The organism is Sphingomonas soli NBRC 100801 (assembly GCF_001591025.1).
Classification (GTDB): Bacteria; Pseudomonadota; Alphaproteobacteria; order Sphingomonadales; family Sphingomonadaceae; genus Sphingomonas; species Sphingomonas soli.
In genome coordinates this window covers 83,413-105,381 of record NZ_BCTZ01000015.1, presented here as the reverse complement: position 1 = coordinate 105,381, position 21,969 = coordinate 83,413, and the positions used below count along the sequence as shown (strand labels likewise).

Below are 21,969 nucleotides of genomic sequence, written 5' to 3'. Positions count from 1 at the left end.
GCGGCTGTGCCGGAATCAGAAGTCGATATTGGCGCTCAGCCAGATCCGTCGCGGCTCCTGCAGATTGGCAAATTCCGAGCCATAGGCGGTGACGGCGCCGTTCCGGTACGGGCGATAGCCTCCGAAATCCTTGTCGAGCAGGTTGAAGATCGTCGCGCTCAGCTTGAACTTCTCGGTCACCTGCAAATTGCCGCCAAGGTGGAACAGGGCATAGCCCTTATAGTCGCCCAGCGCGGTCTGCTCGACACCTACGCCGCGAAAGCGGCTGGAGCGGATATCGGCGCGAATCCACGCATTGAGCTTGTCGGTCGCCTGCCAGCGCAGATTGCCGTTCAGCATGTGGCGCGGGGTGCCGATCAGCGGATTGCCCGCATTGATGCCGGTCTTCTGCTCGCTGTCGCTGAGGGTGTAGTTGAGGTTGAGCGACAGGGCGCGGCTGAAGCGCATCTTGGCCGCCACTTCCAGGCCGCGCGTCACCGCCTCGTCGATGTTGACCGTCTGGTCGAACAGATCGACGGCGGGGAAGTTGCCCACGCTGATGCATCCGGGCCGGTTGGGCGATCCCGCAAAGGAGCAGTTTGCCACGCCGATGCCCGTCGCGATCTTGTCCTTGAACTCGTTGTGGAAGACCGTGACGTTGCCGCTCAGCAAGCCGCCATCGTCGAAATAGACCCCGGCTTCATAGCTGGTGCTGGTTTCCGGCTTCAGCCCCGGCGTGCCGATCGACGGGCGCGTGCCCTGTGCGGTAAAGCCCGTGATGCCGGGCGCGATCTGGTCGAGGCGCGGCGTCTTGAAGCCCCGGCTTACGCCGCCCTTGATCGTCAGCGCATCGCTGGCGTTCCACACCGCATAGGCGCGGGGCGAGAATTTGCCGCCGAACGTGTCGTGATCGTCGTAACGGCCGCCCAGCGTCACGCTGAACTGCTTGGCCAGCTTGATCTGGCTTTCGGCGAACAGCGCCCATTGCACGAATTCATATTTGTCGACCGCCACGGCATCGACCATGTCGGCCTTCCAATATTGCCCGCCCACGGTGAAGTTGGCGAAGCCCGCGGGGATCACCGCGCGGCTGTCGAAGATCGTGTTGCGCGCATCCAGCGTGCGCGGCGAACCGGCGACCTTGCCCGGCGTACCCGGCGGCACGGTGCGGCCGATCGTGATCGTCTCGTTGCGCGACAGCGTCGTGTCGATCGTCGCGAACCCGGCGCGCCAGCTATGCGCCAGCGCATAATTGTTGCGGTTGAACCGCAGCTCGGGGCCATAGCCCCCGGCCACCGTTCCCGTGCCGAGCTGAGACTTGCTGTTGTCATACCATTGGCGCGCGACATCGGCTTCGATCCAGATGTCGTGATCGGCATGCGGGGTCAGCGTCAGCTTTCCGCCGGCGGACCAGATATTGCCCGCAACCGGGCTCGGCCCGCGCTTGGACACTTCCACCGGCTTCCCGCTCGCATCGGTGTAGAACAGGTTGGATGCGCCGCGATCCCAATAGCTGCCGCGAACCGACAGGCCGATCAGGTTGGGAATGATCGGGCCCTGCACATAGCCGTTGGTCGAGACGATATTGCCGTAATCGCCGTCGAACTGGACGGTCGATTCAGCCGATACGGTGCCCACCCAATTCCCGCTGGTCTTGCGCGTGATGATGTTCACCACGCCCCCCATCGCGTCGGAGCCATAGAGCGTCGACATCGGGCCGCGCACCACTTCGATCTGCTGGATCGCGGAGAAGGGGGGCAGGAAGCTGGTCGAGCTTTCGCCAAAGCCGTTGGGGGTCACGCTGCCCGGGGCGTTCTGGCGTCGGCCATCGATCAGCACCAGCGTATAATCGCTCGGCATGCCGCGAACCGAGATATTGAGCCCGCCGGTCTTGCCCGCCGTCGCGCCAACGTCCACGCCCTCCACGTCGCTCAGCGCTTCTGCCAGGCTGCCGAACCGCTTGGTCTCCAGCTCCTTGCGATCGATCACGGTGATGCTGGCCGGGGCGTTCTTGGGCTTCTGCTCAAATCCCGATGCGGTGACGACGATCGGGTCATTGTCGTCGCCGGCGTCCAGATTGGCTTCCGTCGCTTCGGTCGGATCGGCGGCAAGGGCGGCGGGCGCATGGCCCAGCGACAGCACCAGCGCGAGCGTCAGATACGAAGGTACGCAAACGCGTTTGAACACTATAGCCACCCCGTTTGATATTGCGAATGATTCGCATATCTCGCGGGGCTAATGGTGCGCGTGGGCCGATGTGTCAATGCTATTAAGAGTCGTTCGCATAAGACGCGTGCGCCCGCAATCTTGCTCCGGTGCGTGCGAGGGCGGGTTCCGGCTCTGCCGCGCCATTGACCGGCTGTGTCGCCTGCGTCAAAGCACCGGCAATGTCCCAGCCTCTCAGCTTCCAGCGCATGATCCTGAAGCTCCATGATTATTGGAGCGAGCGGGGATGCGTGATCCTCCAGCCCTATGACATGCGCATGGGCGCGGGCACCTTCCACCCGGCAACCACGCTCAAGGCGCTCGGTCCCGAGCCGTGGAACGCGGCCTATGTCCAGGCATGTCGCCGACCGACCGACGGCCGCTATGGCGAGAACCCGAACCGGCTCCAGCATTATTACCAATATCAGGTGATCCTGAAGCCCAGCCCGCCCGATCTGCAGGAGCTGTATCTCGGCAGCCTCGCGGCGATCGGCGTGGATTTCACCCGCCACGACATCCGCTTTGTCGAGGATGACTGGGAATCGCCGACGCTCGGCGCCTGGGGTCTCGGCTGGGAAGTCTGGTGCGACGGGATGGAAGTCACCCAGTTCACCTATTTCCAGCAGATGGGCGGCTTCGATTGCAAGCCCGTCGCGGGCGAGCTCACCTACGGGCTCGAACGTCTGGCGATGTACATCCAGAACAAGGACAGCGTGTACGATCTCGCCTTCAACGATGCGGGCGTGACCTATGGCGACGTGTTTCTCGAAAACGAGAAGCAGATGTCCAAGTACAATTTCGAAGTCGCCGACACCGAGACGCTGTTCGAGGGCTTCCGCAAGGCGATGGCCGAGTGCGAAAACTGCCTGGACGCGGGGGTGCCGATCGCAGCCTATGAGCAGGCGATCGAGGCCAGCCACCTCTTCAACCTCCTCCAGGCCCGCGGCGTCATCTCGGTCGCCGAACGCCAGGCCTATATCGGCCGCGTCCGCGATCTGGCGAAGGGCTCGTGCGAGGCATGGATCACCCACATGACCCCCGAATGGCAGGCCAGATACCCCGGGTGGACGGTATGACCCGCAATCCTCCGCTACGCGCAGATTGGTTCACGCAGAGGCGCGGAAACCGCAGTGTCTTGCTCGCCGCGCCACGTCGCCGCGTGCAATCTCTGCGTCCTCTGCGCCTCTGCGTGAAAACACCTTCTTTCCTTCGCGTCGTCGCGTCTTTGCGCGAACCTCTTTCCTTCTTCTCCGCGCCTTCGCGCCTCCGCGCGAACCTCCTTACTCCCTCTCCCCGGCGTAACCCGAAATGACCGAAGACTTCCTCCTCGAACTGCGCTGCGAGGAAATCCCCGCGCGGATGCAGGAAAAGGCGCGCACCGATCTCGCCAGTCTGTTCGGTGAGCGGCTCAAGTCGCTCAACCTGCCCTTCGAGCGGATCGAAAGCTACGCCACGCCGCGCCGCCTCGCGCTGATCGTCCGCGGCGTCGCGGCGACCACGCTGGCGATGAGCGAAGAGCGCAAGGGCCCCCGCGCCGATGCCCCCGCACAGGCGATCGAGGGTTTCCTGCGCTCCACCGGCCTCACCCGCGATCAGCTTGTCGAGCGCGACATGGGCAAGGCGGGGCAGGTGCTGTTCGCCGTGATCGATCGTCCCGGCGTCGTCGCCGGTTCGGTGCTCGCCAGCGCGGCGACCCATGTCATCCATAATTTCCCCTGGCCCAAATCGATGCGCTGGGGCGCCGCCTCTTCGTCCACCGAAAGCCTGCGCTGGGTCCGCCCCTTGCAGGGCATCATCGCCTTGCTCGGCGACAAGCTGGTGCCGGTCGAGGTCGCGGGTGTGAAAAGCGGCGTCCAGACCATGGGCCATCGCTTCCACCATCCCGGCGCGATCACCATCGGCAGCGCCGCCGATTACATCGAGAAACTGCGCGCCTGCCACGTCATCGTCGATGGGGCGGAGCGCCGCGCGATCATCGCCGTCGGTGCCAAGATGGCCGCGACCAAGGCCGGCCTCACCCTCGTCGAGGATGAAGGGCTGCTCTACGAAAATGCTGGGCTCACCGAATGGCCGGTGCCCCTGCTCGGCCGCTTCGATCCCGAATTCCTGAGCGTGCCGCCCGAGGTGATCCAGCTCACCGCGCGCGTGAACCAGAAATATTTCGTCTGCCGCGATGCTGCGGGCAAGCTCGCCAATGCCTTCGTCTGCACCGCGAATATCGATGCTTCGGATGGCGGCGCGAAGATCGTCGAGGGCAACCAGAAGGTCCTCGCCGCGCGCCTCAGCGACGCGCGCTTCTTCTACGAAACCGATCTCAAGAGGCGTCTGGAGGATCTCCAGCCCAAGCTCGAAAAGATCGTCTTCCACGAAAAGCTCGGCACCGTCGCCGACAAGGTCGAACGCGTCGCCAAGCTGGCACGGTGGCTCGTGGAAGAGGGCATAATCCCTCTCCCGTCGGGAGAGGGAAGGGGCCCGCTCGCGTCAGCGAGGGAGAAGGGTGAGGGCGACGCGCTCTCGTCTGACCCTCACCCTTCCGCGACTTCGTCGCTCCCTCCCTCTCCCGACGGGAGAGGGAATCTGGCCAACCTCGCCGAACGCACCGCCCGCCTCGCCAAGGCCGATCTCGTCACCGGCATGGTCGGCGAGTTCCCCGAGCTTCAGGGCCTGATGGGCGGCTATTACGCCGCCGCCCAGGGCGAAGACCCCGCAGTCGCCGAAGCGATCCGCGATCATTACAAGCCGGTCGGGCAGGGCGACGACGTGCCAACTGCGCCGGTGACGGTGGCGGTGGCGCTGGCCGAACGTATCGATACTTTAGCTCAGTTTTTCGCCAACGACATGAAGCCGACCGGATCAAAAGACCCGTTTGCTTTACGCCGAGCGGCACTTTCGTTGCTTCAAATTATCTTCGAGAACAATCTGCGGGTACGGATCTTTGGCGTCTTCACTCGCCAGATGGACCCTGCCCAAGCCCGGCTTCGGGAGATCGTATCCGACGAAATTGTTGGATTCCTTATCGACCGCCTCAAGGTCCAGCAGAAGGAAGCCGGTGTCCGCCACGACCTCATCGACGCGGTGTTCGCGCTGGGCGGGGAGGACGATCTCGTCCGGTTGCTCGCCCGCGTCCATGCGCTCCAGGCGTTCGTCAACACCGAAGACGGCAAGAACCTCCTCGCTGGCTACAAGCGCGCCGCCAACATCCTCAAAAAGGAAAACTTCGTCATCCCAGCGAAAGCTGGGATCTCAGGCGATGGCGCGGGGCAGGAGCCGCAAGATTTTTCGCTGTCCTACACGCCCGAAAATGAGGAAGCTGCCCTGATCCAGGCGCTCGACTCGGCGGCTCCGCTAGCGGACGCTGCGATCGCGCGCGAGGATTTCGAAGGGGCGATGGCGGCGTTGGCAACGCTGCGCGCGCCGATCGATGCTTTCTTTGACAAGGTGATGGTGAATGAACCGGGCAAGCGCGAGCATCGGCTCGCTTTGCTCGCCCGCATGCGTGATGCGGTCCACAAGGTCGCGGATTTCTCCCGCATCGAAGGCTGAGATCCGCCGCGGCCAACGCCGCCTTGGTGTCACCTTAGTGTCACCTTTCGCGCACCGCTGGTCGCGGCAAACCAAATCTTGCCCCTGACAACGCAGTCAATGGCTTCCGATTTGTTCGCACCTGCGGTAGGCGCGCCGCAAGCGCGAAAAGGGGCTGTGATGACGCAATATGTGTACCGCTTCGGTGGCGGCGTGTCCGATGGCGGCAAGGGCGACAAGAATCTGCTCGGCGGCAAGGGTGCGAACCTGGATGGCATGGCCGCGATCGGCCTGCCGGTGCCTCCCGGCTTCACGATCAGCACCCCGGTGTGTGCGCTCTACTACGACAATGGCGAGACCTTCCCGGATTCGCTGAAGGCCGAAGTCGCCACCGGCGTCGCGCATATCGAGGCGGTGACCGGCAAGAAGTTCGGCGATGCGGCGGATCCGCTGCTCGTATCCGTTCGCTCGGGCGCGCGCGTGTCGATGCCGGGCATGATGGATACCGTGCTCAACCTCGGCCTGAACGACCAGACGGTCGTCGGCCTCTGCGAAGCCAGCGGCGATCCCCGCTTCGCCTGGGACAGCTATCGCCGCTTCATCCAGATGTATTCGGATGTGGTGCTCGAGCTCGATCATGGCCGCTTCGAGGAAGCTCTGGAGATCGCCAAGGAAGATCGCGGCTATAATCTCGATACCGATCTGACCGCCGAAGACTGGCAGGCGCTCGTTACCGAGTACAAGGCGATCGTCCAGGAACTGTGGGGCAAGCCCTTCCCGCAGGACGTGCATGACCAGCTCTGGGGCGCGATCGGCGCGGTGTTCGGCTCGTGGCAGTCCGAGCGCGCGAAGGTCTATCGCCGCCTCAACGACATTCCCGGCGATTGGGGCACCGCCGTCAACGTCCAGGCGATGGTGTTCGGCAATATGGGCGACACCTCGGCTACCGGCGTCGCCTTCACGCGCGATCCCGCCAAGGGCGACAACGCTTATTATGGCGAGTTCCTGATCAACGCGCAGGGTGAAGACGTGGTCGCGGGCATCCGCACCCCGCAATATTTGACCAAGGCTGCGCGTGAAGCCGCTGGCGCCAAGCCGCTGTCGATGGAAGAAGCGATGCCGGAGGCTTATGCCGAGCTCGCTGCGGTGTTCGACCAGCTCGAGCGCCACTATCGCGACATGCAGGACATCGAGTTCACCGTCGAGCGCGGCAAGCTCTGGATGCTCCAGACCCGCTCGGGCAAGCGCACCGCAAAGGCTGCGCTCAAGATCGCGGTCGACATGGCTAGCGAAGGGCTGATCACCGAGGAGGAAGCGATCCTCCGCGTCGATCCGCAGGCGCTCGATCAGCTGCTGCACCCGACGCTCGACCCCAAGGCGCCGCGCGACGTGCTGACCAAGGGGCTTCCCGCGTCGCCGGGCGCGGCATCGGGCATCGCCGTGTTCGACAGCGACACTGCCGAGAAGCGCGCGGCGGATGGCACCAGCGTCATCCTGATCCGCACCGAGACCTCGCCTGAGGATATCCACGGCATGCACGCGGCCAAGGGCATCCTGACCGCGCGCGGCGGCATGACCAGCCACGCCGCCGTGGTTGCGCGCGGCATGGGGCGTCCCTGCGTCTCGGGTGCCGGCTCGCTCTCGATCGACGCGCGCGAAAAGGTGATGCGCGTCGGGAGCCGTGTGGTCCGCGAAGGCGAGACCGTCACGATCGACGGCACCACCGGCGAAGTGATGTTCGGTGAAGTGCCGACCGTGCAGCCCGAGCTGTCCGGCGATTTTGGCACACTGATGCAGTGGGCAGACGCCAAGCGCCGCCTGAAGGTGCGCGCGAACGCCGAGACCCCGCTCGATTGCCGCACCGCGCGCGAGTTCGGCGCAGAGGGTATCGGCTTGTGCCGCACCGAGCACATGTTCTTCGATTCCGCCCGCATCACTGCGGTGCGCCAGATGATTCTGGCCGAAGACGAAGCCGGCCGCCGCGCCGCGCTCGCCAAGCTGCTGCCCGAGCAGCGCAGCGATTTCGTCCAGATCTTCGAGGTCATGGTCGGTCTGCCCTGCACGATCCGCCTGCTCGATCCGCCGCTGCACGAGTTCCTGCCGCACGAGGAAGCCGAGTTCGCCGAAGTCGCGGCGGCTGCGGGCCTCGACGTCGAGACGCTCAAGCGCCGCGCCGCCGAGCTGCACGAGTTCAATCCGATGCTCGGCCATCGCGGCTGCCGCCTCGGCGTGACCTATCCCGAGATCTACGAGATGCAGGCCCGTGCGATCTTCGAGGCGGCTTGCGAGGTCGCGGAGAAGTCGGGCGCAGCGCCGATCCCCGAGGTGATGATCCCGCTCGTCGCCACCCGGCGCGAGCTCGAGCTGATGAAGGCCGTGGTCGACAAGACCGCAAAGGCCGTCTTCGCCGAGAAGGGCCGCGAGATCGAATATCTGGTCGGCACGATGATCGAGCTTCCCCGCGCCGCGCTGCGTGCGGGCGAGATCGCGGAGGTGGGCGCGTTCTTCTCGTTCGGCACCAACGATCTGACCCAGACCACTTTGGGCGTCAGCCGCGACGACGCCGCGCGCTTCCTGACGACTTATGTCGAGAAGCAGATCTACGCCCGCGACCCATTCGTCTCCATCGATGTCGAAGGCGTGGGTGAGCTGATCAGCCTCGCGGCGGAGCGCGGTCGCAAGACCCGTCCCGACATCAAGCTCGGCATCTGCGGCGAGCATGGCGGCGATCCCGCCTCGATCGATTTCTGCGAGCAGACCGGCCTGGATTACGTCTCGGCATCGCCTTATCGCGTGCCGATCGCCCGGCTCGCAGCGGCGCAGGCCGCGCTTCGGCGGGGATGAACCCGCTTCTGGCGATCGTGGCGATCGGGACCGTGCAGGCCGCCGAGGTCGAAGCGCTCGATCGCGCGCTCCTCGCCAATCCGAGCGCGACTGCGGTGCTCCAGTCCTGGTGCGATCGCCATAGCCCGGGATCGAAGGTCCGGGCCGTGGTTACGCGTCGGGAGGCCATGTTGGCGGGTACTCATGCCGTGGTTCTTGGCGTCGGCGAAGGCGACCAGATTGCCTATCGCCGCGTGCAGCTGATGTGCGGCGAGCAAGTGCTGTCCGAAGCTGACAATTGGTACGTCCCCGCGCGGCTTACGGCTGAGATGGTCGATGCGCTGGCGGGTGATACGCCGTTCGGCGTGGCGGTCCGCCCGCTGGCACCCAGCCGCCGCAACCTTGCATCGGAGCGGAGCTGGGCGGGGCAGGGCGCGAACGAGGTCCTGCGCCATCACGCGGTGCTGATCGTAGAGGGGCAGCCAATCTCGGAAGTGCGAGAAACCTATCAGCGGGCGATGCTGATCAGCTGAAGCGGCGGCTGTGTTCGTCTTCGTTGCCCGCGCCAAGCAGCGCAGCCTGCTCGCGCCAGCCCTCGGTCCCGATCGTGCCGTGTGACAGACCCAGCCGCTGCTCGAGCGCCAATTCGTCGTCGGCGGTCATCTTCTCGATCTCGCGATAGGTCTTGATGCCCAGCTCGTTGAGCCGCTTTTCCCGGGCCTCGTCGATGCTGCGGATGCGGGCCAGATTGTCGCGGCCCCATCCAAACCAGCCGCGCCATGCGGTGCCCGTGGCGGCTCCAGCGGCAGCCGCCGTAGCGCCTTTGGTCAGCGCTTCCAGCTCGCGGATCCGCTTGGTCTTGGCGCGAAGCTCTTCATTTGCCTGATCGCGGTAGCGCGCATGCTCTGCTTCTTCGTCATGGTAGCGATCACGCCATTTACCGCCGCCCGGGGCCGTCGCGAGGCCCAGGAACCAGCCGCCGAGTAGGGTCAGCCCCAGCCCGGCGAACTGCGTCAGCGTCTCATAAGGCAGAGCCACGCGCCGTGGCCTTAGTGATGGTGCGCGTCCGCCGGGGCGTGATGATCCCCGTGCGAATCGTGCGTGGCGGGCGCGTGATCGTCATGACCGTGGCCATGGTCGTCGCCATGGCCGTGCCCATGGTCGTTATGCGCTGCATGGGCCGGTTCGGCGTGCGCGGCGGGTGCCGCATGTGCGGCGTGATCGTCATGATGATCGTGGGCGGCGGGTGCCGCGTGGTTGTCATGGTGCTCGTGCGCCGCATGCGTCGCGGCAGCGCCTGCAGCAGCACCGGCGACGGCGGCCCCGGCCACCGCAGCGGTCGAGTGCCCGGCATCATGCGCAGGGGCCGCTGCGCGCAGCTTGGCGTTTTCGGCTTCCAGATCGCGGATTCGGCGCGCGGCGTCGCGCAGGTCCGATTCGGCGCGGTCGCGATAGCCGACATTGTTGAGCTCTTCGTCGTAGTAGCGGTCACGCCATTTGCGGCCGCCCGAAGTGCTTGCGAGCCCCAGGAACCAACCACCAATCAGCGTGAGACCTAGCGCCGAAAACTGCGTCAGCGTCTGGAACGGCAAATCCTGCATCGTACGACCTCCCCCGGTTGTTGCGAGGGAAGGTACCGCGCGAAGAGGCCGGACGCTACCGTAATGATTAACGCGTGATTTAGGTCATCAGCGCGTCGTTGATCGAGCAGGCCGCAGGCCCCAAGATCACGATAAACAGCACCGGCAGGATGAACAGGATCAGCGGAATCGTCATGATCGCGGGCAGGCGCGCGGCCTTTTCCTCGGCGCGCATCATGCGCTCGTTGCGAAACTCGCCGGAGAGGACGCGCAGCGCCGATGCCAGCGGCGTGCCGTATTTCTCGGTTTGGATCATAGTGGTAACGACGCCCCGGATCGCGTCGAGATCGATCCGGTTCGCCAGATTCTCGAACGCTTGCCGACGGTCGGTCAGGAAACCCAGCTCGATTGCGGTGAGCGAGAATTCCTCGCCCAGTTCGGGATAAGCCTTGCCCAGTTCCTTGGAGACGCGGGCAAAAGCTGCATCGACGGTGAGTCCCGCTTCGGCACAGATCACCAGCAGGTCGAGCGCGTCGGGGAGGCCCTTGCGGATCGCGTGGCTGCGCTTGGTGATCTTGTTCTTCAGATAGATATCGGGCGCCTTGTAGCTCAGGATGAAGGTCGCAGCGACCAGGCCATAGGCCTTGAGCGGGCTCCAGTCGGCCACCATCGACGTGCCATAGACGGCGTAGAGCATCGGCCCGCCGATCACGATCGGCAGAACGAGCCGGCCAAAGATCACGCCGACGGCCCATTCCTTGCGGCGGATGCCCGCCTGGGCGAGCTTCAGCTGCGCCATTTTGACCTGGCTTTCCTGCAGCACCTTCATGCTGGAAAGCAACGCCCGGATCCTGTCGGTCGTGTCGGTCTTCTGAACCAGCTTGGCGCGGCGCTTGGTTGAGGCGGTGATGCCCGCCTTCAATTGCTCGCGGCGCTCCTGCAGCGCCTTGACGCGGCCGCGCATCGGATCGCGCACCGTAGTGGCGGTGTAGATGGCGAAGAACGTCGCCGCGGCTGCGACTGCGGCGAGCAGGGTCGCGACCCAGAGAACGTCGATGCCGAGCACCGTGGGGCCTTGTGCAGGTGTCATCGCATCAGATCTCGAAATTGACCATCTTGGCCATGATCCAGGCGCCGATCGCCATCCATACCAGCCCGCCGCCGCCAGCGACCATCAGGCGGTCGTCCTGGAAGAAGTTCATCATGTAATTGTTGTTGATGAACCAGACGAGGCCGAACACGATGAAGGGGAGCGCGCCCACGATCAGAGCGGATGCCTTGGATTCCGAAGACATTGCCTTGATCTTGAGCTTCATCTGGCTGCGCTTGCGGAGCACGTCTGCCAAGTTTGCCAGCGTTTCCGCGAGGTTGCCGCCGGTCTCGCGCTGGATGGCGATAGTGATGGTGAAGAACTGAAACTCGGGGGTGCCGAGGCGGTCCGCGGTTTCCTGAAGCGCGGCGTCGAGCGTGCGGCCGATCTTCATCTTGTCGGCGATCGCGCGGAATTCCTCGCCGACCGGGCCGTCCACTTCGGCGCCGACCACACCCATCGTCTCGGTGATCGGCAGACCCGAGCGCAGCCCGCGCACGAGCAGTTCGATCGCATCGGGGAATTTGGCGGTGAACTGGGCAACACGGCGCTTGATGAGGAAGCCCACTATCTTGTGCGGCGCGCCCATCCCTACGAACAAGGCAAGTGCGAGCGCCAGCCATGGCGGCGCGCCCTGAAGCAGCAATAGCGCGCCGACGAACACCGTGAGCCCGGCGGTTGCCATCATATATTGGCTGAGCGTCCAATCCTTGCCGGTCATGTTAAGCCGCTTTTGCAGCTGCGCCGGATTTGGCAGGAGCCGTGCGGCGTTGATATCCGCGCGGCTTGAGCCGCGGGTGACGCGGCGCAATTGGGTTTCCATCGCGTTGGCGCCGGTGGCGCTGACGACGTTGCGATCCTTGATACCAGAGAGGCGACGCGAGCTCGCGCGTTCGGCCGATGGGCCGGAAAGGGCGAGCATCATCAGCACGAGCACCGCCATGGCGCCCCCACCGACCATCAATACGGGCATTAATTCCATGCCGCGCGAGCCTCCCGAACCATCACAATGCTACGCACCTTAAGCGCGAAGTGGTTACTTCTTTGCCTTCGAGGCGAGCTTCAGCTTGAATTTGCTCATCAGCGAATCGCCCTTCGCGGCCTTGGCTGCCTTGTCGTCGCGCTCGCCCGAATCGGTGATCGTGATGATGCGCTGGGCCAGATCGAACAGCGGCGCGAAGCTCTTGCTGCCCTTGGCGACTTCGGCCAGCGGCTTGCCGAGTTTGGCCGCCTGCGCTGCAAGTTTCTGCTCGAACGGGATCAGGATATCGATCTTGCGCTCGATCGATCCTTCGAAATCCTTGCGGCTGATCTCCATCATTGCAGCTGGCTGGGCGCGGTTGCCGACCACGATCACCTGGGTTTGCGGAGCGTTCGACTTGAACCAGCTCAGGATGCGGATCGCGTCGCGCGCGGCAGCCAGAGTCAGTTCTGTGACGAGTACGGCGATCTGCACATCGGTAATCAGGTGCGGGTGATTCACCAGCATCCCGCGCGGCAAATCGATCACGGTCGATTCGAAAGCGCCGCGGATTTCCTCCTGGAGCTGATAGAATGCCGCGCCATCGGTCATCACAGGCGAATGGATAGGCGCCTCGGCGGAAAGCACCGAAAGTCGATCCGAGGCCTTCACCATGGCACGCTCGATGAACAGCCCATCGATGCGGCTCGGATTCTCGATCGCGTCGGTCAGGCCGCGCCCTGGCTCAAGGTCCAGCGCGAGCGCGCCCGTGCCGAAATGCACATCGAGATCGAGCAGCGCGGCTGTTCGGCCATGCTTCTCGCTGAGCAGCCAGGCTAGCGACGTAGCGATCGTGGAGGCGCCCGCCCCGCCGCGCGTACCGATGACGGCTACCGCGCAATGCGGGCGGTCGCTGGCGGTTTCGGTCAGCTTGGGGGCATTCAACGCTGACTGGGCTTGGGCGAAGGTGTCGCGCAACGCATCTGGATTGAGCGGTTTTAGCAGGTAATCGTGGATTCCGCTGGCCACCAGATCGCGATACAGGCGCACATCGTTGACTTGGCCCGACGCGATGACGATCGTGCCCGGCTCGCAGACCTCTGCAAGCGCATTGATATCGTTGAGCGGATCGCCCGATTCGGAAAGATCGACGAACAGGATCTGCGGGCTTGCCGAGACCGAAAGCGACTGGACCGCGTTGCGCAGGCCGCCCTTGTTGACCTTTTCCGGCGACCAGCCGAGCTCGACCGCGATCGGCCGCAGCGCCTCCGCCGTGCCTTCGTCGCAGACAAAGGCCGCAAATGGCTCACGATGCGCAGCCCGCGCGGGGTTGAAGGGAGCGTTCACTTGCCACCACCCTTCGAGCTTTCGGACTTCACGACCGTGCCGCCGCCGCCGGTGGGAACGGCATCGCGAAGCGCCTTGACCGCGCGGGTGCCGGTGGCGGGGTCGCTCGTCGGCGAGCCGGGCACGCCGCGCACCAGATCGGCCGGATCGGCGACCATCACCGCCAGGTTGGAATTGACCGCGCAGCCATAATTGGATGAGGTGCTGGCCGAAAAATCGGGCTGATATTCGCGTGACTTGTCGGGGCAGCCGGGGATGCTCGCAGTCATCCGGGTCACCACCACACGAACCGTGCCCGGCGCCACCTGGCCCACGGTCACCGGAGCCTTGGCATCGAGCAGCAGGCCATAGCGGTTCGCCTGAGCAGCCACTTCGTCGCGGCCGGTCGAGCCATCCGCGCCATCGTCGATCGAGACGCGGTCGCCATAGCCGAGCCGCATCGAATCCATCCATCCGGCGAGCCGCCGGCTTTCGCCGGGCGCCAGGCCATAGCCCTGCGTCTGCAGGTCGAGCACATAGTCGTTGCGCTGGACGACCGGCTGGTGAACCGATTCGACCCCGCCATTATAGCTCCCACAGGCGCTGAGCAGCAGCGCGGGCGCCAGGAGCAGGGGAGTGAAGCGCGCGGACATTGCGAATCTCCTGAGAGGCATATCAGAATCCGAATCCGGGAGCGGCGGACGCACCCGTCTTCTTGGTGCTCTTGGACGGCTTTTTCGGTTCCGCCTTCGCTGGACGTTCCTGCTTTTGCGGGACGGGGGCGGGAGCAGGCGTTACCGGGGCGGGCACCATCGCGCCGACCGAGGGCTGGCCGCTCGGGTTCGCCATTGCCGGCTTGGGCCGATCGGCGGGCGTGCTGCCGCTCAACTGGCCGCCGAAGATACGCTGGAAGTCGTCCGGCGCCTTATACCCGTCGGTAGGCAGGACGATCTGGTTCGCGTTGACCGGCTTCACCAGATACGGCGTGATCACGATCACGAGCTCGGTTTCGTTGCGCTGAAAGCTGTTCGAGCGGAACAGCGTGCCCAGGATCGGCACGTCGCCAAGCCCCGGAGCCTTATCGATCACATTGTTGTGCGTGTTCGAAAGCAGGCCGGCGATCATCATGCTCTCGCCCGATCCCAGCTCGATCGTGGTCTCTGCGCGGCGCGTGGTGAGCGCCGGGACGGTCGTGCCGTTGGGCATCGTCACCGCGCCGGCGGCGGAAAGCGAGGAAACCTCGGGTTTCACGCGCAGCGAGATACGCCCGTCCGCAAGCACGGTGGGCGTATAGGCCAGGCTGACGCCATATTGCTTATACTCGACCGAGACGGCACCCAGCCCCTGGCTGATCAGCAGCGGAATCTCGCCGCCTGCCAGGAAGGTGCCGGTCTCGCCCGAAAGCGCGGTCAGGTTCGGATTGGCGAGGGTGGTCACCTGGCCGATCCGCTCGCCCAGATCGAGCGAGCCGAGAATGTCGAGGCCCAGCAGCTTGCCCGCCAGCCCGAGCGCCGTGTTCGCCGTGCCTTTGTTGAAGGTGTAGGCCGATCCGGTGCCCGGATAGACGAAGTCGCCGCGCTGCGGATCGAAGGGCAGGCTGATCGTGCCAGCCGGGAAGCCGAACTTCGACGAAGCATCGAGCACAGGCAGGTTCGAAATATTCGGCGCGCCGATGGTTCCGGGCGAACGATTGCCCGAGGCGACGCCGAACTGGAAGCCGCTCGTCTGGTCGCGCGTCAACATATTGACGCCGACGTCCTTTACGAAGCTGCGGCTCACTTCGGCGAAGCGCACCTGCAGGTTAACCTGGAGCGGCGTGGCCGTCTTGAGGCGGCTGATGATCTGGGTTTCCTTGCCGACGAACGCGCCGACCAGGCGCTCGGCCTCGGCGGCGTCCGCAGGGGCGCTCACCGTGCCCGTCAGCAGCACCATGCCGTTCATCGGGGTCGCGACGATCTGCGCATCGGGCATCGCCAGGCGCAGCATCGAATCGATCGAATCGATATTGTTGCCCACGCGGACGGTGGCCGCATAGACGACCTTGCCGGTCTTCGTGGTGGCGTGGACGCTGGTTTCGCCCGGCGCCTTGGCAAAGACATAGATCTGGGTGGGCGAGCGGACCTGCACGTCGGCGATGACATCGCTGGCGACGAACACGTTGGTGATCGGCGCGTCGAGCGTGACGAGGCGGCCACGGCCGGTGTTGAGCTGGAGCAGGCTCAGGCCCGCGCCGCCCGGCATGGTCTGCGCGGCGGCCGGCGCTGCTACGCCCAGGCTACCGGCGGCCGCGAGGATCGCGAGCGGCAGGCCCAATGGCTTTGCCAGGATACGCATCTCAGTTCTTCCCCCCGAGCGGAACAACGGTGACGCTGTTGCCGCGAGTAATTGTCACCACCGGTCCGGTGGGCGCTTGTGCGGCTCCCCCAGGAAATGCCGGCCCCCCGGACGCCGGAGGGGCGCCGTTCATGCCGCCACTGCCTTCCTTGGGCTTGCCGGGCACCGAGCTGCGCTGGAAGCGCGAGACGTCAGCGCCGGTGGCGAAGGTCGAGCCGCCTTCCTGCGGGCGGGCTGCCACGCGTGCCAGCATGGCCTTTTCCGCTTTTGGATCGGTGCCGTCGGGCACCTTGACGTCGCCATTGGCGATTGCCTCTTCGAGTTCGCCCTGATTGTCGGCGATCGAACGCAGCGACAATGACAGGCTGCCAACGGTCTGGGCGACGGCGATCTTCTCCGCGATCTTGGGCGTCGCTTCGACGGTGACGGTCGAATAGTTCGTGACGATGGTATTGCCATGCTCGTCGGTGTTCTTGTCGGTGCGCTGATCCGTGGCGAGCACGCGCAGATTGCGCAGGATGGTCTCCGATGCCTTGAGCGGGGGGCCATCGCCGCCGCCCGAAACCGACTGGGTCAGCACCAGATCGATGCGGTCACCCGGGAAGACGAAGCCTGCGACGGCCGTCTGCGAGGAAACCGGAACGGTCACGGCGCGCATGCCCGGGCCGAGCGCCGCGGCCAGGAAGCCGCGGTCGCCGGGCTTCACCAATGCGCCCTGGGTGATCGGTTGACCGGCAGGAATCGCGAAACGGACGACGGTGCCCTGAAGCTTCGGATCGCCCTGACCCTTGATGAAATAGGCGCCTTCGACCAGCTCCTTGGGCCAGGCGACAAATTTGATCGCTTCATTGTCGATGATCGTGCCCACCGGCAGCGCGCGCGTGGCGACCAGCACTTCGGTGGTGTTTTCGGGAGCCACGCCGTTCACCGGTGCCGCGCCGGCGATCGGGGTAGGGGCGCCCACAAGGATGTTGCGCGCCATGAACGCGGTGATGCCGGCGATTACCAGCGCTCCGAAGAGCAGGATCAGCTTGCGTGCGTCCATTTCGCGTCAGGCCTTCTCAAAATCGCGCCGTTCGTGGTTTCGGCGGCGTTAAGCATTCACTGGAATTGGTTAAAAATCGGTTCGCGAAGCACGATCAAGGTCGCCAGCGCGATCGCCACGCCGTAGGGAATTTCCAACGGCATCCCGCTGCGGCTGCGCAGTTTCTTCTCCGCGACCATCAGCAGCGTGAGCACGCCGCCGATCAGCGACATCAGGATCAGCATCCAGATCAAAGGTTGCAGGGGGAACCACAGCGCCAGCGCGCCGATAAGCTTTACGTCACCGCCGCCCATCTGACCCAGCGCGAACGCGCCGGCGAAAAATGCGAATACGATGGCTGCCACGCCGATCTGGAGCGCCATGTCCGGCCAGACGGCCAAGCCGTTCGCCCACCACCAGGGAAGCGCGAGCAGGGCGATCACGGCATTCTTCCAATTGGCGATCTCACGCGTGCGTGCGTCCTCCACACCGGCTGCGACCAGCAGGATGCCAAGCGTGATCACCAAAAAAGGCGCAAACATTTCCCCCATGCAGCCAAATGCCTAGACGGCAGCGCTTATCAAAACGTAACCAAGGCGCATGAGCGGTGATAATTTAGCGCGTCGCGCGATTCCCGATGGCGCCCGGATTCACTTCTGGGATGCCCCTGCCGGTGGCCAGCTACGTGCCTTTGCATGGCCTGCCGCCACCGCGACTCCGCGAGGCAGCATCCTTTTCCAGGGCGGCCGCGGCGACATCTTCGAAAAGTATCTCGAAACGATGGCCCATTGGCACGCGCAGGGATGGACGATCACCTCGTTCGACTGGCGCGGGCAGGGCGGATCGGGCCGGCTGACCCCGGCGGGCAATTGCGGCCATATCGAGGATTTCGCCGACTATATCGCAGATTTCCGCGCCTTTTACGCCGAATGGCATGCCAGCACGCCGGGGCCGCATGTCGTGATGGGCCATTCGATGGGCGGGCATCTGGTGCTGCGTGGCCTGGTGGAGGGCGCAGCCGTGCCCGATGCGGCGGTGCTGATCGCGCCGATGCTGGGCTTCAAGAATTCGCTGCCCTTTGCCGAGCGCTTCGCCCGCATCATGGGCGGCATCGGCGATTCCGCGCGCCCGGCGTGGAAGACCAACGAGAAACCCTATACCCGGGACAGCCGCTATTCGCTGCTCACCCATGATCAGGATCGCTATGACGACGAGATCTGGTGGCACAATGAGAAGCCCGAGATCGTCACCGGCCCGCCAAGCTGGCGCTGGCTGATCGAGGCGTTTCGATCGATGCGCGAATTGCGCGGCGATCCGCGGCTGAGGAAGATGCCGGTTCCCGTCCTGATGCTCGTCGCAAAGGCCGACGGGCTGGTGGACGGCAAGGCCGCATTGAAGATCGGCGCGAAACTTCGCGATGCCCGCATTGTCGCCTTTGGCGAGGAAAGCGCACACGAGATCCTGCGCGAGGCGGATGCGGTGCGCAACCGCGCCATCGGCGAGATCGATCTGTTCCTGGCGGCGAGGGCCCAGCAGCGCTGATGCGTTACGATGTTGCGATTGTCGGCGGCGGAATCGCCGGCGCCAGCCTTGCCTCGGAGATTGCGCCGCATGTTCGCGTGCTGGTGCTCGAGGCGGAGGATCGGCCGGGATATCATGCGACCGGGCGCTCCGCCGCCTTCTGGTCCGAAACCTATGGCGGGCCGGATATCCAGCCGCTGACCACGGCTTCGGGCGCGCTGCTGGCGGCGGGCGGCTATCTCGATCCGATGGGATCGCTCCATATCGGCCGGGCGGACGAGGCGCATGCGGTCGAGGCGTTACTCGCGGAGTTCGAGGGCAGCGGCGTGCCGCTCAACGTGGTCGATCCGCACAGCATCATCCCCGGGCTGCGCCCCGAATGGACGCTGGGCGTGCTGGAGCCGAGCTGCCAATATATCGATGTCGGCCGGCTGCATGACGATTACCTGAAGGCCGTGAAGCGCGCCGGGGGCGACGTGGAGCTTTCCGCCGGGCTGGAATCGGCGGCATATGATGGTCACTGGACGATCGAGACGCGGGCCGGGACCTTCGCGGCGGATATTCTGGTCAACGCGGCAGGTGCATGGGCCGATCCGGTTGCGCAGGCGTGCGGCGTCGCGCCGATCGGCATCCAGCCCTATCGCCGCACGATCATGCAGCTGAAGACCGATCCCGCGCCGCCCGAGGGCAGCCCGCATGTCGCGCATATCGGCGGCGATTTCTATTGGAAGCCCGAGGCGGGTGGGCGGCTGTGGCTCAGCCCGCATGACGAGATCGCGAGCGAGCCTTGCGATTCCCAGCCCGAAGATCTGGACGTGGCGATCGCGATCGATCGATTCGAAAATGTCGTGGATTGGCGGATCGAGAAGCTGGAGCACAAATGGGCCGGGCTGCGGAGCTTCGCGCCCGATCGATTGCCGGTCTATGGCTTTGACGTTGGCCAGCCCGCCTTCTTCTGGTGCGCGGGGCAGGGGGGCTTCGGCATCCAGACAGCGCCCGCCGCAGCCAGGCTTGCCGCGGGGATATTGCTTGGCCGCGAAGCCGATCCGGCGGTGCGCGGCATCGATCCGGCGCGCTATTCACCGGCGCGATTTGCCCGGTAGGGCGTCCGTTCCGTCGGCCCATCGGCTCCGCTGAACGGTTCATCCCATAGACAGGTTGCGGGGGTGTACGCAGGCGAATCGCTCTGCTTATGACGCTGCAACACCAATTCTTCCCGACCGGGGGGTCCATGAATTTCCGTGCTTTTGCAGCGCGTTTCGCGCTGTTGGTAGCTTGCACCCTCGCGACGGCGCTGCCGGCGCAGGCCGCTGCTTCCAAGAGCCGCTTCTGGCAGTGCGCCCCCTATGCGCGCGAAATCTCGGCCGTGAAGATCCATGGCAATGCCTGGACCTGGTGGGAACAGGCGGCGGGCCGCTACGAGCGCGGCGACAACCCCGAAATCGGCGCGGTCATGTCGTTCAAGAAGACGGCGCGTAACCCCTATGGCCATGTCGCGATGGTCTCGAAGATCGTCAGCGACCGCGAAGTGCTGCTCACCCACGCCAATTGGTCGTTCGCGGGCGGCATCGAGCGCAACGTCCGTGCCGTCGATGTCTCGGCAAAGGGCGACTGGAGCCAGGTGAAGGTCTGGTTCGCGCCCACCGGCGGGCTGGGCACCACGGTCTATCCGGTCAACGGCTTCATCTATGGCGGCAATACCAGCGAAGAAGATCTTCCGGCCCAGCCTTCGCTCGAGCTCGACCTCAGCGATCTGGTGATGGAAACCAATCTGGGCTGATTGCACGACAAACCAACAAAAAGGGCCGCGGGCGACCGCGGCCCTTTTTGTTGGTGCGGGCGCTGCTCAGCCTGGCTTGAAGGTCATCGCGACGCCGTTCATGCAATAGCGCTTGCCGGTCGGCCTGGGGCCATCGTCGAACACATGGCCGAGATGCCCGCCGCAGCGGCGGCACAGCACTTCGGTGCGCACCATGCCCAGCGAGTGATCGGGCCGGGTCAAGACCGCATTGGGCGCGGGCGCATAGAAGCTCGGCCAGCCGGTGCCGCTTTCGAACTTGGTCTTGGAATTGAACAGCGGGAGCGCGCAGCCGCCACAGAAGAAGGTGCCCTGGCGGTGCTCCTTGTTCAGCGGGCTCGAATAGGGCCACTCCGTCGCGCCCTTGCGCAGCACGTCATAGGCCTGGGGCGACAGGCGCTTGCGCCACTCCGCATCGGTGAGCGTGAAGGGAAAGGCCTGCGCCGCAGCGGGCGCGGACAAGGCGAAGCGCGACAGCAGCACCGTGGAGACGGCACCGGCAACGGCGAGAAGGGAGCGGCGGGCGTAGTTCATGCGCAGGATGTGGGAACGCCCGCGCCCTACTCAATAGTGGCTGAGCTCCACCGGCATCTTCTTATACCCATGTACAAAGCAGGCGCCGATGCGCTCGACCTCGCCGGTCACGTTCACGCGCAGCCGGCGCTTGCCCATTTCCTCGAGCAATATGCCGATCTGCAGCTCGGCCAGCCGCGCGCCGACGCAGCGATGGATACCGTGGCCGAACGCCAGATGCCGCCGCGCATTCTCGCGATCGACGATGATCCTGTCGGCATGGGGGAACACGCTCTCGTCGCGGTTTGCCGAGACGTACCAGAGCACGACCTTGTCGCCTTCGCGGATCTTCTGGCCCGCCAGCTCGGTATCCTGCGTTGCAGTGCGGCGCATGTGCGACAGCGGCGTCTGCCAGCGGATCAGCTCCTGCACGGCGTTGGGGATCAGCCCCGGATTGGCCTCCAGCTTGGCGCGTTCGTCGGGAAACTGATCGAGCCCCAGCGCATAGGCGCTCATCGAGTTGCGCGTCGTATCGTTGCCGCCGACGATGAGGAGTATGAGGTTCCCGAGGAACTCCATCTGATCCATATGCGCCATCGCGTCCGAATGGATCATCATCGAGATGAGGTCGGGCGTCGGCTCCTTGTCGAGCTTCTGCTGCCAGAGATTGCCGAAATAGGCGGCGCACTGGAACAGGATCTGGCGGCGCTCTTCCTTGCGCACCGGATCCTTGGCGATCTCGATATCGCCGGCCCAGTCGGACCAGTAAGTGAGTTTGCGCCGGTCTTCCCACGGAAAGTCGAACAGGATCGCCAGCATCTGGGTGGTCAGCTCGATCGAGACCTGATCGACCCAGTCGAACTGCTGCCCCACCGGCAGCGAATCGAGAATCTCGGCCGTGCGCGTGCGGATATTGTCGCTCATCCGCACCATCTCGCTGGGCGTGAAGGCAGGCGCGACGGTGCGGCGCTGACCGGTATGCTTGGGTCGATCCATCGCGATGAACATCGGCATCTTGATGTCATCGGGCTGCATGTCGGCGATGGTCATGCCGCCCACTTCGGACGAATAGATATCGGGAAGCGATTCGACCTCGACCAGCGGCTTGTAGGTCGAGACCGACCAATAAGGGCCAAAGGCACTGTGCTCGCAGCGATAGACCGGCGCCTTGGCGCGCAGCTCGCGGAAAGGCTCGTGCCAGGTATCGTCGCGGTACAGTTCCGGACGGCTCACATCGAGTGGATCGACGACATTCTCCAGCGGACCGGTCGCAAGCGTAGCCATTCAAGCCTC

At 64.9% G+C, this 21,969-nt stretch carries 19 protein-coding genes; 7 read left to right on the top strand and 12 right to left on the bottom strand.

The genetic code is table 11. The features are described from left to right. Positions 1–15: 15 nt before the first annotated feature. Positions 16–2,166, bottom strand: coding sequence for a TonB-dependent receptor domain-containing protein (locus SSO01S_RS12130; protein WP_157073760.1), 2,151 nt, complete (start codon positions 2,164–2,166; stop codon positions 16–18). Between the two features lie 200 nt (positions 2,167–2,366). Between SSO01S_RS12130 and SSO01S_RS12125 the strand changes: the two genes are divergently transcribed. The 4 genes from SSO01S_RS12125 (at position 2,367) to SSO01S_RS12110 (ending at position 9,062) form a co-directional block, all read left to right on the top strand. Continuing rightward, on the top strand, positions 2,367–3,260 hold the full coding sequence (locus tag SSO01S_RS12125; RefSeq protein WP_174520788.1) for a glycine--tRNA ligase subunit alpha: 894 nt from the start codon (positions 2,367–2,369) through the stop codon (positions 3,258–3,260). 232 nt (positions 3,261–3,492) lie between these two features. Then, a complete protein-coding gene (gene glyS, locus SSO01S_RS12120; protein ID WP_066799053.1) occupies positions 3,493–5,727 on the top strand; it encodes a glycine--tRNA ligase subunit beta in 2,235 nt (744 codons plus the stop codon). A 159-nt stretch (positions 5,728–5,886) separates the two neighbouring features. Beyond that, a complete protein-coding gene (ppdK, locus tag SSO01S_RS12115) occupies positions 5,887–8,550 on the top strand; it encodes a pyruvate, phosphate dikinase (protein ID WP_066799051.1) in 2,664 nt (887 codons plus the stop codon). Further along, positions 8,547–9,062: a hypothetical protein gene (locus tag SSO01S_RS12110; protein WP_066799049.1), complete on the top strand. Its 516-nt coding sequence runs from the start codon at positions 8,547–8,549 to the stop codon at positions 9,060–9,062. The genes ppdK and SSO01S_RS12110 overlap by 4 nt, the downstream gene beginning before the upstream one ends. Here the strand turns inward: SSO01S_RS12110 and SSO01S_RS12105 are convergent. The 9 genes from SSO01S_RS12105 to SSO01S_RS12065 form a co-directional block, all read right to left on the bottom strand. After that, positions 9,055–9,567 (bottom strand): helix-hairpin-helix domain-containing protein, encoded by a 513-nt coding sequence (locus SSO01S_RS12105; protein WP_066799048.1) that lies wholly within the window; start codon positions 9,565–9,567, stop codon positions 9,055–9,057. The two genes, SSO01S_RS12110 and SSO01S_RS12105, sit on opposite strands and share 8 nt — an antisense overlap. 11 nt (positions 9,568–9,578) lie before the next feature. Beyond that, positions 9,579–10,130 (bottom strand): hypothetical protein, encoded by a 552-nt coding sequence (locus SSO01S_RS12100; protein WP_066799047.1) that lies wholly within the window; start codon positions 10,128–10,130, stop codon positions 9,579–9,581. Positions 10,131–10,209: 79 nt separating this feature from the next. Continuing rightward, the gene (locus SSO01S_RS12095; RefSeq protein ID WP_066799046.1) at positions 10,210–11,199 is read right to left on the bottom strand and encodes a type II secretion system F family protein; all 990 of its coding nucleotides are present in this window, start codon (positions 11,197–11,199) and stop codon (positions 10,210–10,212) included. Positions 11,200–11,203: 4 nt separating this feature from the next. Beyond that, positions 11,204–12,181 (bottom strand): type II secretion system F family protein, encoded by a 978-nt coding sequence (locus SSO01S_RS12090; RefSeq protein ID WP_066799045.1) that lies wholly within the window; start codon positions 12,179–12,181, stop codon positions 11,204–11,206. 54 nt (positions 12,182–12,235) lie between these two features. Next, on the bottom strand, positions 12,236–13,507 hold the full coding sequence (locus SSO01S_RS12085) for a CpaE/TadZ family protein (RefSeq protein ID WP_066799044.1): 1,272 nt from the start codon (positions 13,505–13,507) through the stop codon (positions 12,236–12,238). Beyond that, positions 13,504–14,139 carry a CpaD family pilus assembly protein gene (locus tag SSO01S_RS12080; RefSeq protein ID WP_083942999.1) on the bottom strand — a complete coding sequence of 212 codons (636 nt, stop codon included), beginning with the start codon at positions 14,137–14,139 and terminating at the stop codon, positions 13,504–13,506. The genes SSO01S_RS12085 and SSO01S_RS12080 overlap by 4 nt, the downstream gene beginning before the upstream one ends. Before the next feature lie 22 nt (positions 14,140–14,161). Then, the gene (locus tag SSO01S_RS12075) at positions 14,162–15,820 is read right to left on the bottom strand and encodes a type II and III secretion system protein family protein (RefSeq protein ID WP_066799042.1); all 1,659 of its coding nucleotides are present in this window, start codon (positions 15,818–15,820) and stop codon (positions 14,162–14,164) included. Between the two features lies 1 nt (position 15,821). Next, positions 15,822–16,865 (bottom strand): Flp pilus assembly protein CpaB, encoded by a 1,044-nt coding sequence (gene cpaB / locus SSO01S_RS12070; protein WP_066799040.1) that lies wholly within the window; start codon positions 16,863–16,865, stop codon positions 15,822–15,824. Between the two features lie 56 nt (positions 16,866–16,921). Further along, positions 16,922–17,395: an A24 family peptidase gene (locus tag SSO01S_RS12065; protein WP_066799039.1), complete on the bottom strand. Its 474-nt coding sequence runs from the start codon at positions 17,393–17,395 to the stop codon at positions 16,922–16,924. Between the two features lie 49 nt (positions 17,396–17,444). On the opposite strand from SSO01S_RS12065, the gene SSO01S_RS12060 reads away from it, so the two are divergent. The 3 genes from SSO01S_RS12060 (at position 17,445) to SSO01S_RS12050 (ending at position 20,145) form a co-directional block, all read left to right on the top strand. Further along, positions 17,445–18,386 (top strand): alpha/beta fold hydrolase, encoded by a 942-nt coding sequence (locus tag SSO01S_RS12060; RefSeq protein WP_066799037.1) that lies wholly within the window; start codon positions 17,445–17,447, stop codon positions 18,384–18,386. Beyond that, positions 18,386–19,468, top strand: coding sequence for an NAD(P)/FAD-dependent oxidoreductase (locus SSO01S_RS12055; protein WP_066799035.1), 1,083 nt, complete (start codon positions 18,386–18,388; stop codon positions 19,466–19,468). Before SSO01S_RS12060 ends, SSO01S_RS12055 begins: the two co-directional genes overlap by 1 nt. A 128-nt stretch (positions 19,469–19,596) precedes the next feature. Next, positions 19,597–20,145 (top strand): CHAP domain-containing protein, encoded by a 549-nt coding sequence (locus tag SSO01S_RS12050; protein ID WP_066799033.1) that lies wholly within the window; start codon positions 19,597–19,599, stop codon positions 20,143–20,145. Positions 20,146–20,211: 66 nt separating this feature from the next. Here SSO01S_RS12050 and msrB read toward each other — a convergent pair whose 3' ends face one another. Further along, complete coding sequence (gene msrB, locus SSO01S_RS12045; RefSeq protein WP_066799031.1) at positions 20,212–20,697, bottom strand: peptide-methionine (R)-S-oxide reductase MsrB; 486 nt, start codon at positions 20,695–20,697, stop codon at positions 20,212–20,214. A 30-nt stretch (positions 20,698–20,727) separates the two neighbouring features. Continuing rightward, positions 20,728–21,960: a cytochrome P450 gene (locus tag SSO01S_RS12040; RefSeq protein WP_066799029.1), complete on the bottom strand. Its 1,233-nt coding sequence runs from the start codon at positions 21,958–21,960 to the stop codon at positions 20,728–20,730. Positions 21,961–21,969 lie beyond the last annotated feature (9 nt).

What these genes read in the sequence shown, in the direction of transcription:
- msrB (WP_066799031.1), bottom strand. Translation starts at nt 20,697, where the DNA reads ATGAACTACGCCCGCCGCTCCCTTCTCGCCGTTGCCGGTGCCGTCTCC.
- SSO01S_RS12095 (WP_066799046.1), bottom strand. Translation starts at nt 11,199, where the DNA reads ATGACACCTGCACAAGGCCCCACGGTGCTCGGCATCGACGTTCTCTGG.
- SSO01S_RS12040 (WP_066799029.1), bottom strand. Translation starts at nt 21,960, where the DNA reads ATGGCTACGCTTGCGACCGGTCCGCTGGAGAATGTCGTCGATCCACTC.
- ppdK (WP_066799051.1), top strand. Translation starts at nt 5,887, where the DNA reads ATGACGCAATATGTGTACCGCTTCGGTGGCGGCGTGTCCGATGGCGGC.
- SSO01S_RS12100 (WP_066799047.1), bottom strand. Translation starts at nt 10,130, where the DNA reads ATGCAGGATTTGCCGTTCCAGACGCTGACGCAGTTTTCGGCGCTAGGT.
- SSO01S_RS12065 (WP_066799039.1), bottom strand. Translation starts at nt 17,395, where the DNA reads ATGGGGGAAATGTTTGCGCCTTTTTTGGTGATCACGCTTGGCATCCTG.
- SSO01S_RS12050 (WP_066799033.1), top strand. Translation starts at nt 19,597, where the DNA reads ATGAATTTCCGTGCTTTTGCAGCGCGTTTCGCGCTGTTGGTAGCTTGC.
- glyS (WP_066799053.1), top strand. Translation starts at nt 3,493, where the DNA reads ATGACCGAAGACTTCCTCCTCGAACTGCGCTGCGAGGAAATCCCCGCG.
- cpaB (WP_066799040.1), bottom strand. Translation starts at nt 16,865, where the DNA reads ATGGACGCACGCAAGCTGATCCTGCTCTTCGGAGCGCTGGTAATCGCC.
- SSO01S_RS12060 (WP_066799037.1), top strand. Translation starts at nt 17,445, where the DNA reads ATGAGCGGTGATAATTTAGCGCGTCGCGCGATTCCCGATGGCGCCCGG.
- SSO01S_RS12090 (WP_066799045.1), bottom strand. Translation starts at nt 12,181, where the DNA reads ATGGAATTAATGCCCGTATTGATGGTCGGTGGGGGCGCCATGGCGGTG.
- SSO01S_RS12125 (WP_174520788.1), top strand. Translation starts at nt 2,367, where the DNA reads ATGTCCCAGCCTCTCAGCTTCCAGCGCATGATCCTGAAGCTCCATGAT.
- SSO01S_RS12110 (WP_066799049.1), top strand. Translation starts at nt 8,547, where the DNA reads ATGAACCCGCTTCTGGCGATCGTGGCGATCGGGACCGTGCAGGCCGCC.
- SSO01S_RS12080 (WP_083942999.1), bottom strand. Translation starts at nt 14,139, where the DNA reads ATGTCCGCGCGCTTCACTCCCCTGCTCCTGGCGCCCGCGCTGCTGCTC.
- SSO01S_RS12055 (WP_066799035.1), top strand. Translation starts at nt 18,386, where the DNA reads ATGCGTTACGATGTTGCGATTGTCGGCGGCGGAATCGCCGGCGCCAGC.
- SSO01S_RS12075 (WP_066799042.1), bottom strand. Translation starts at nt 15,820, where the DNA reads ATGCGTATCCTGGCAAAGCCATTGGGCCTGCCGCTCGCGATCCTCGCG.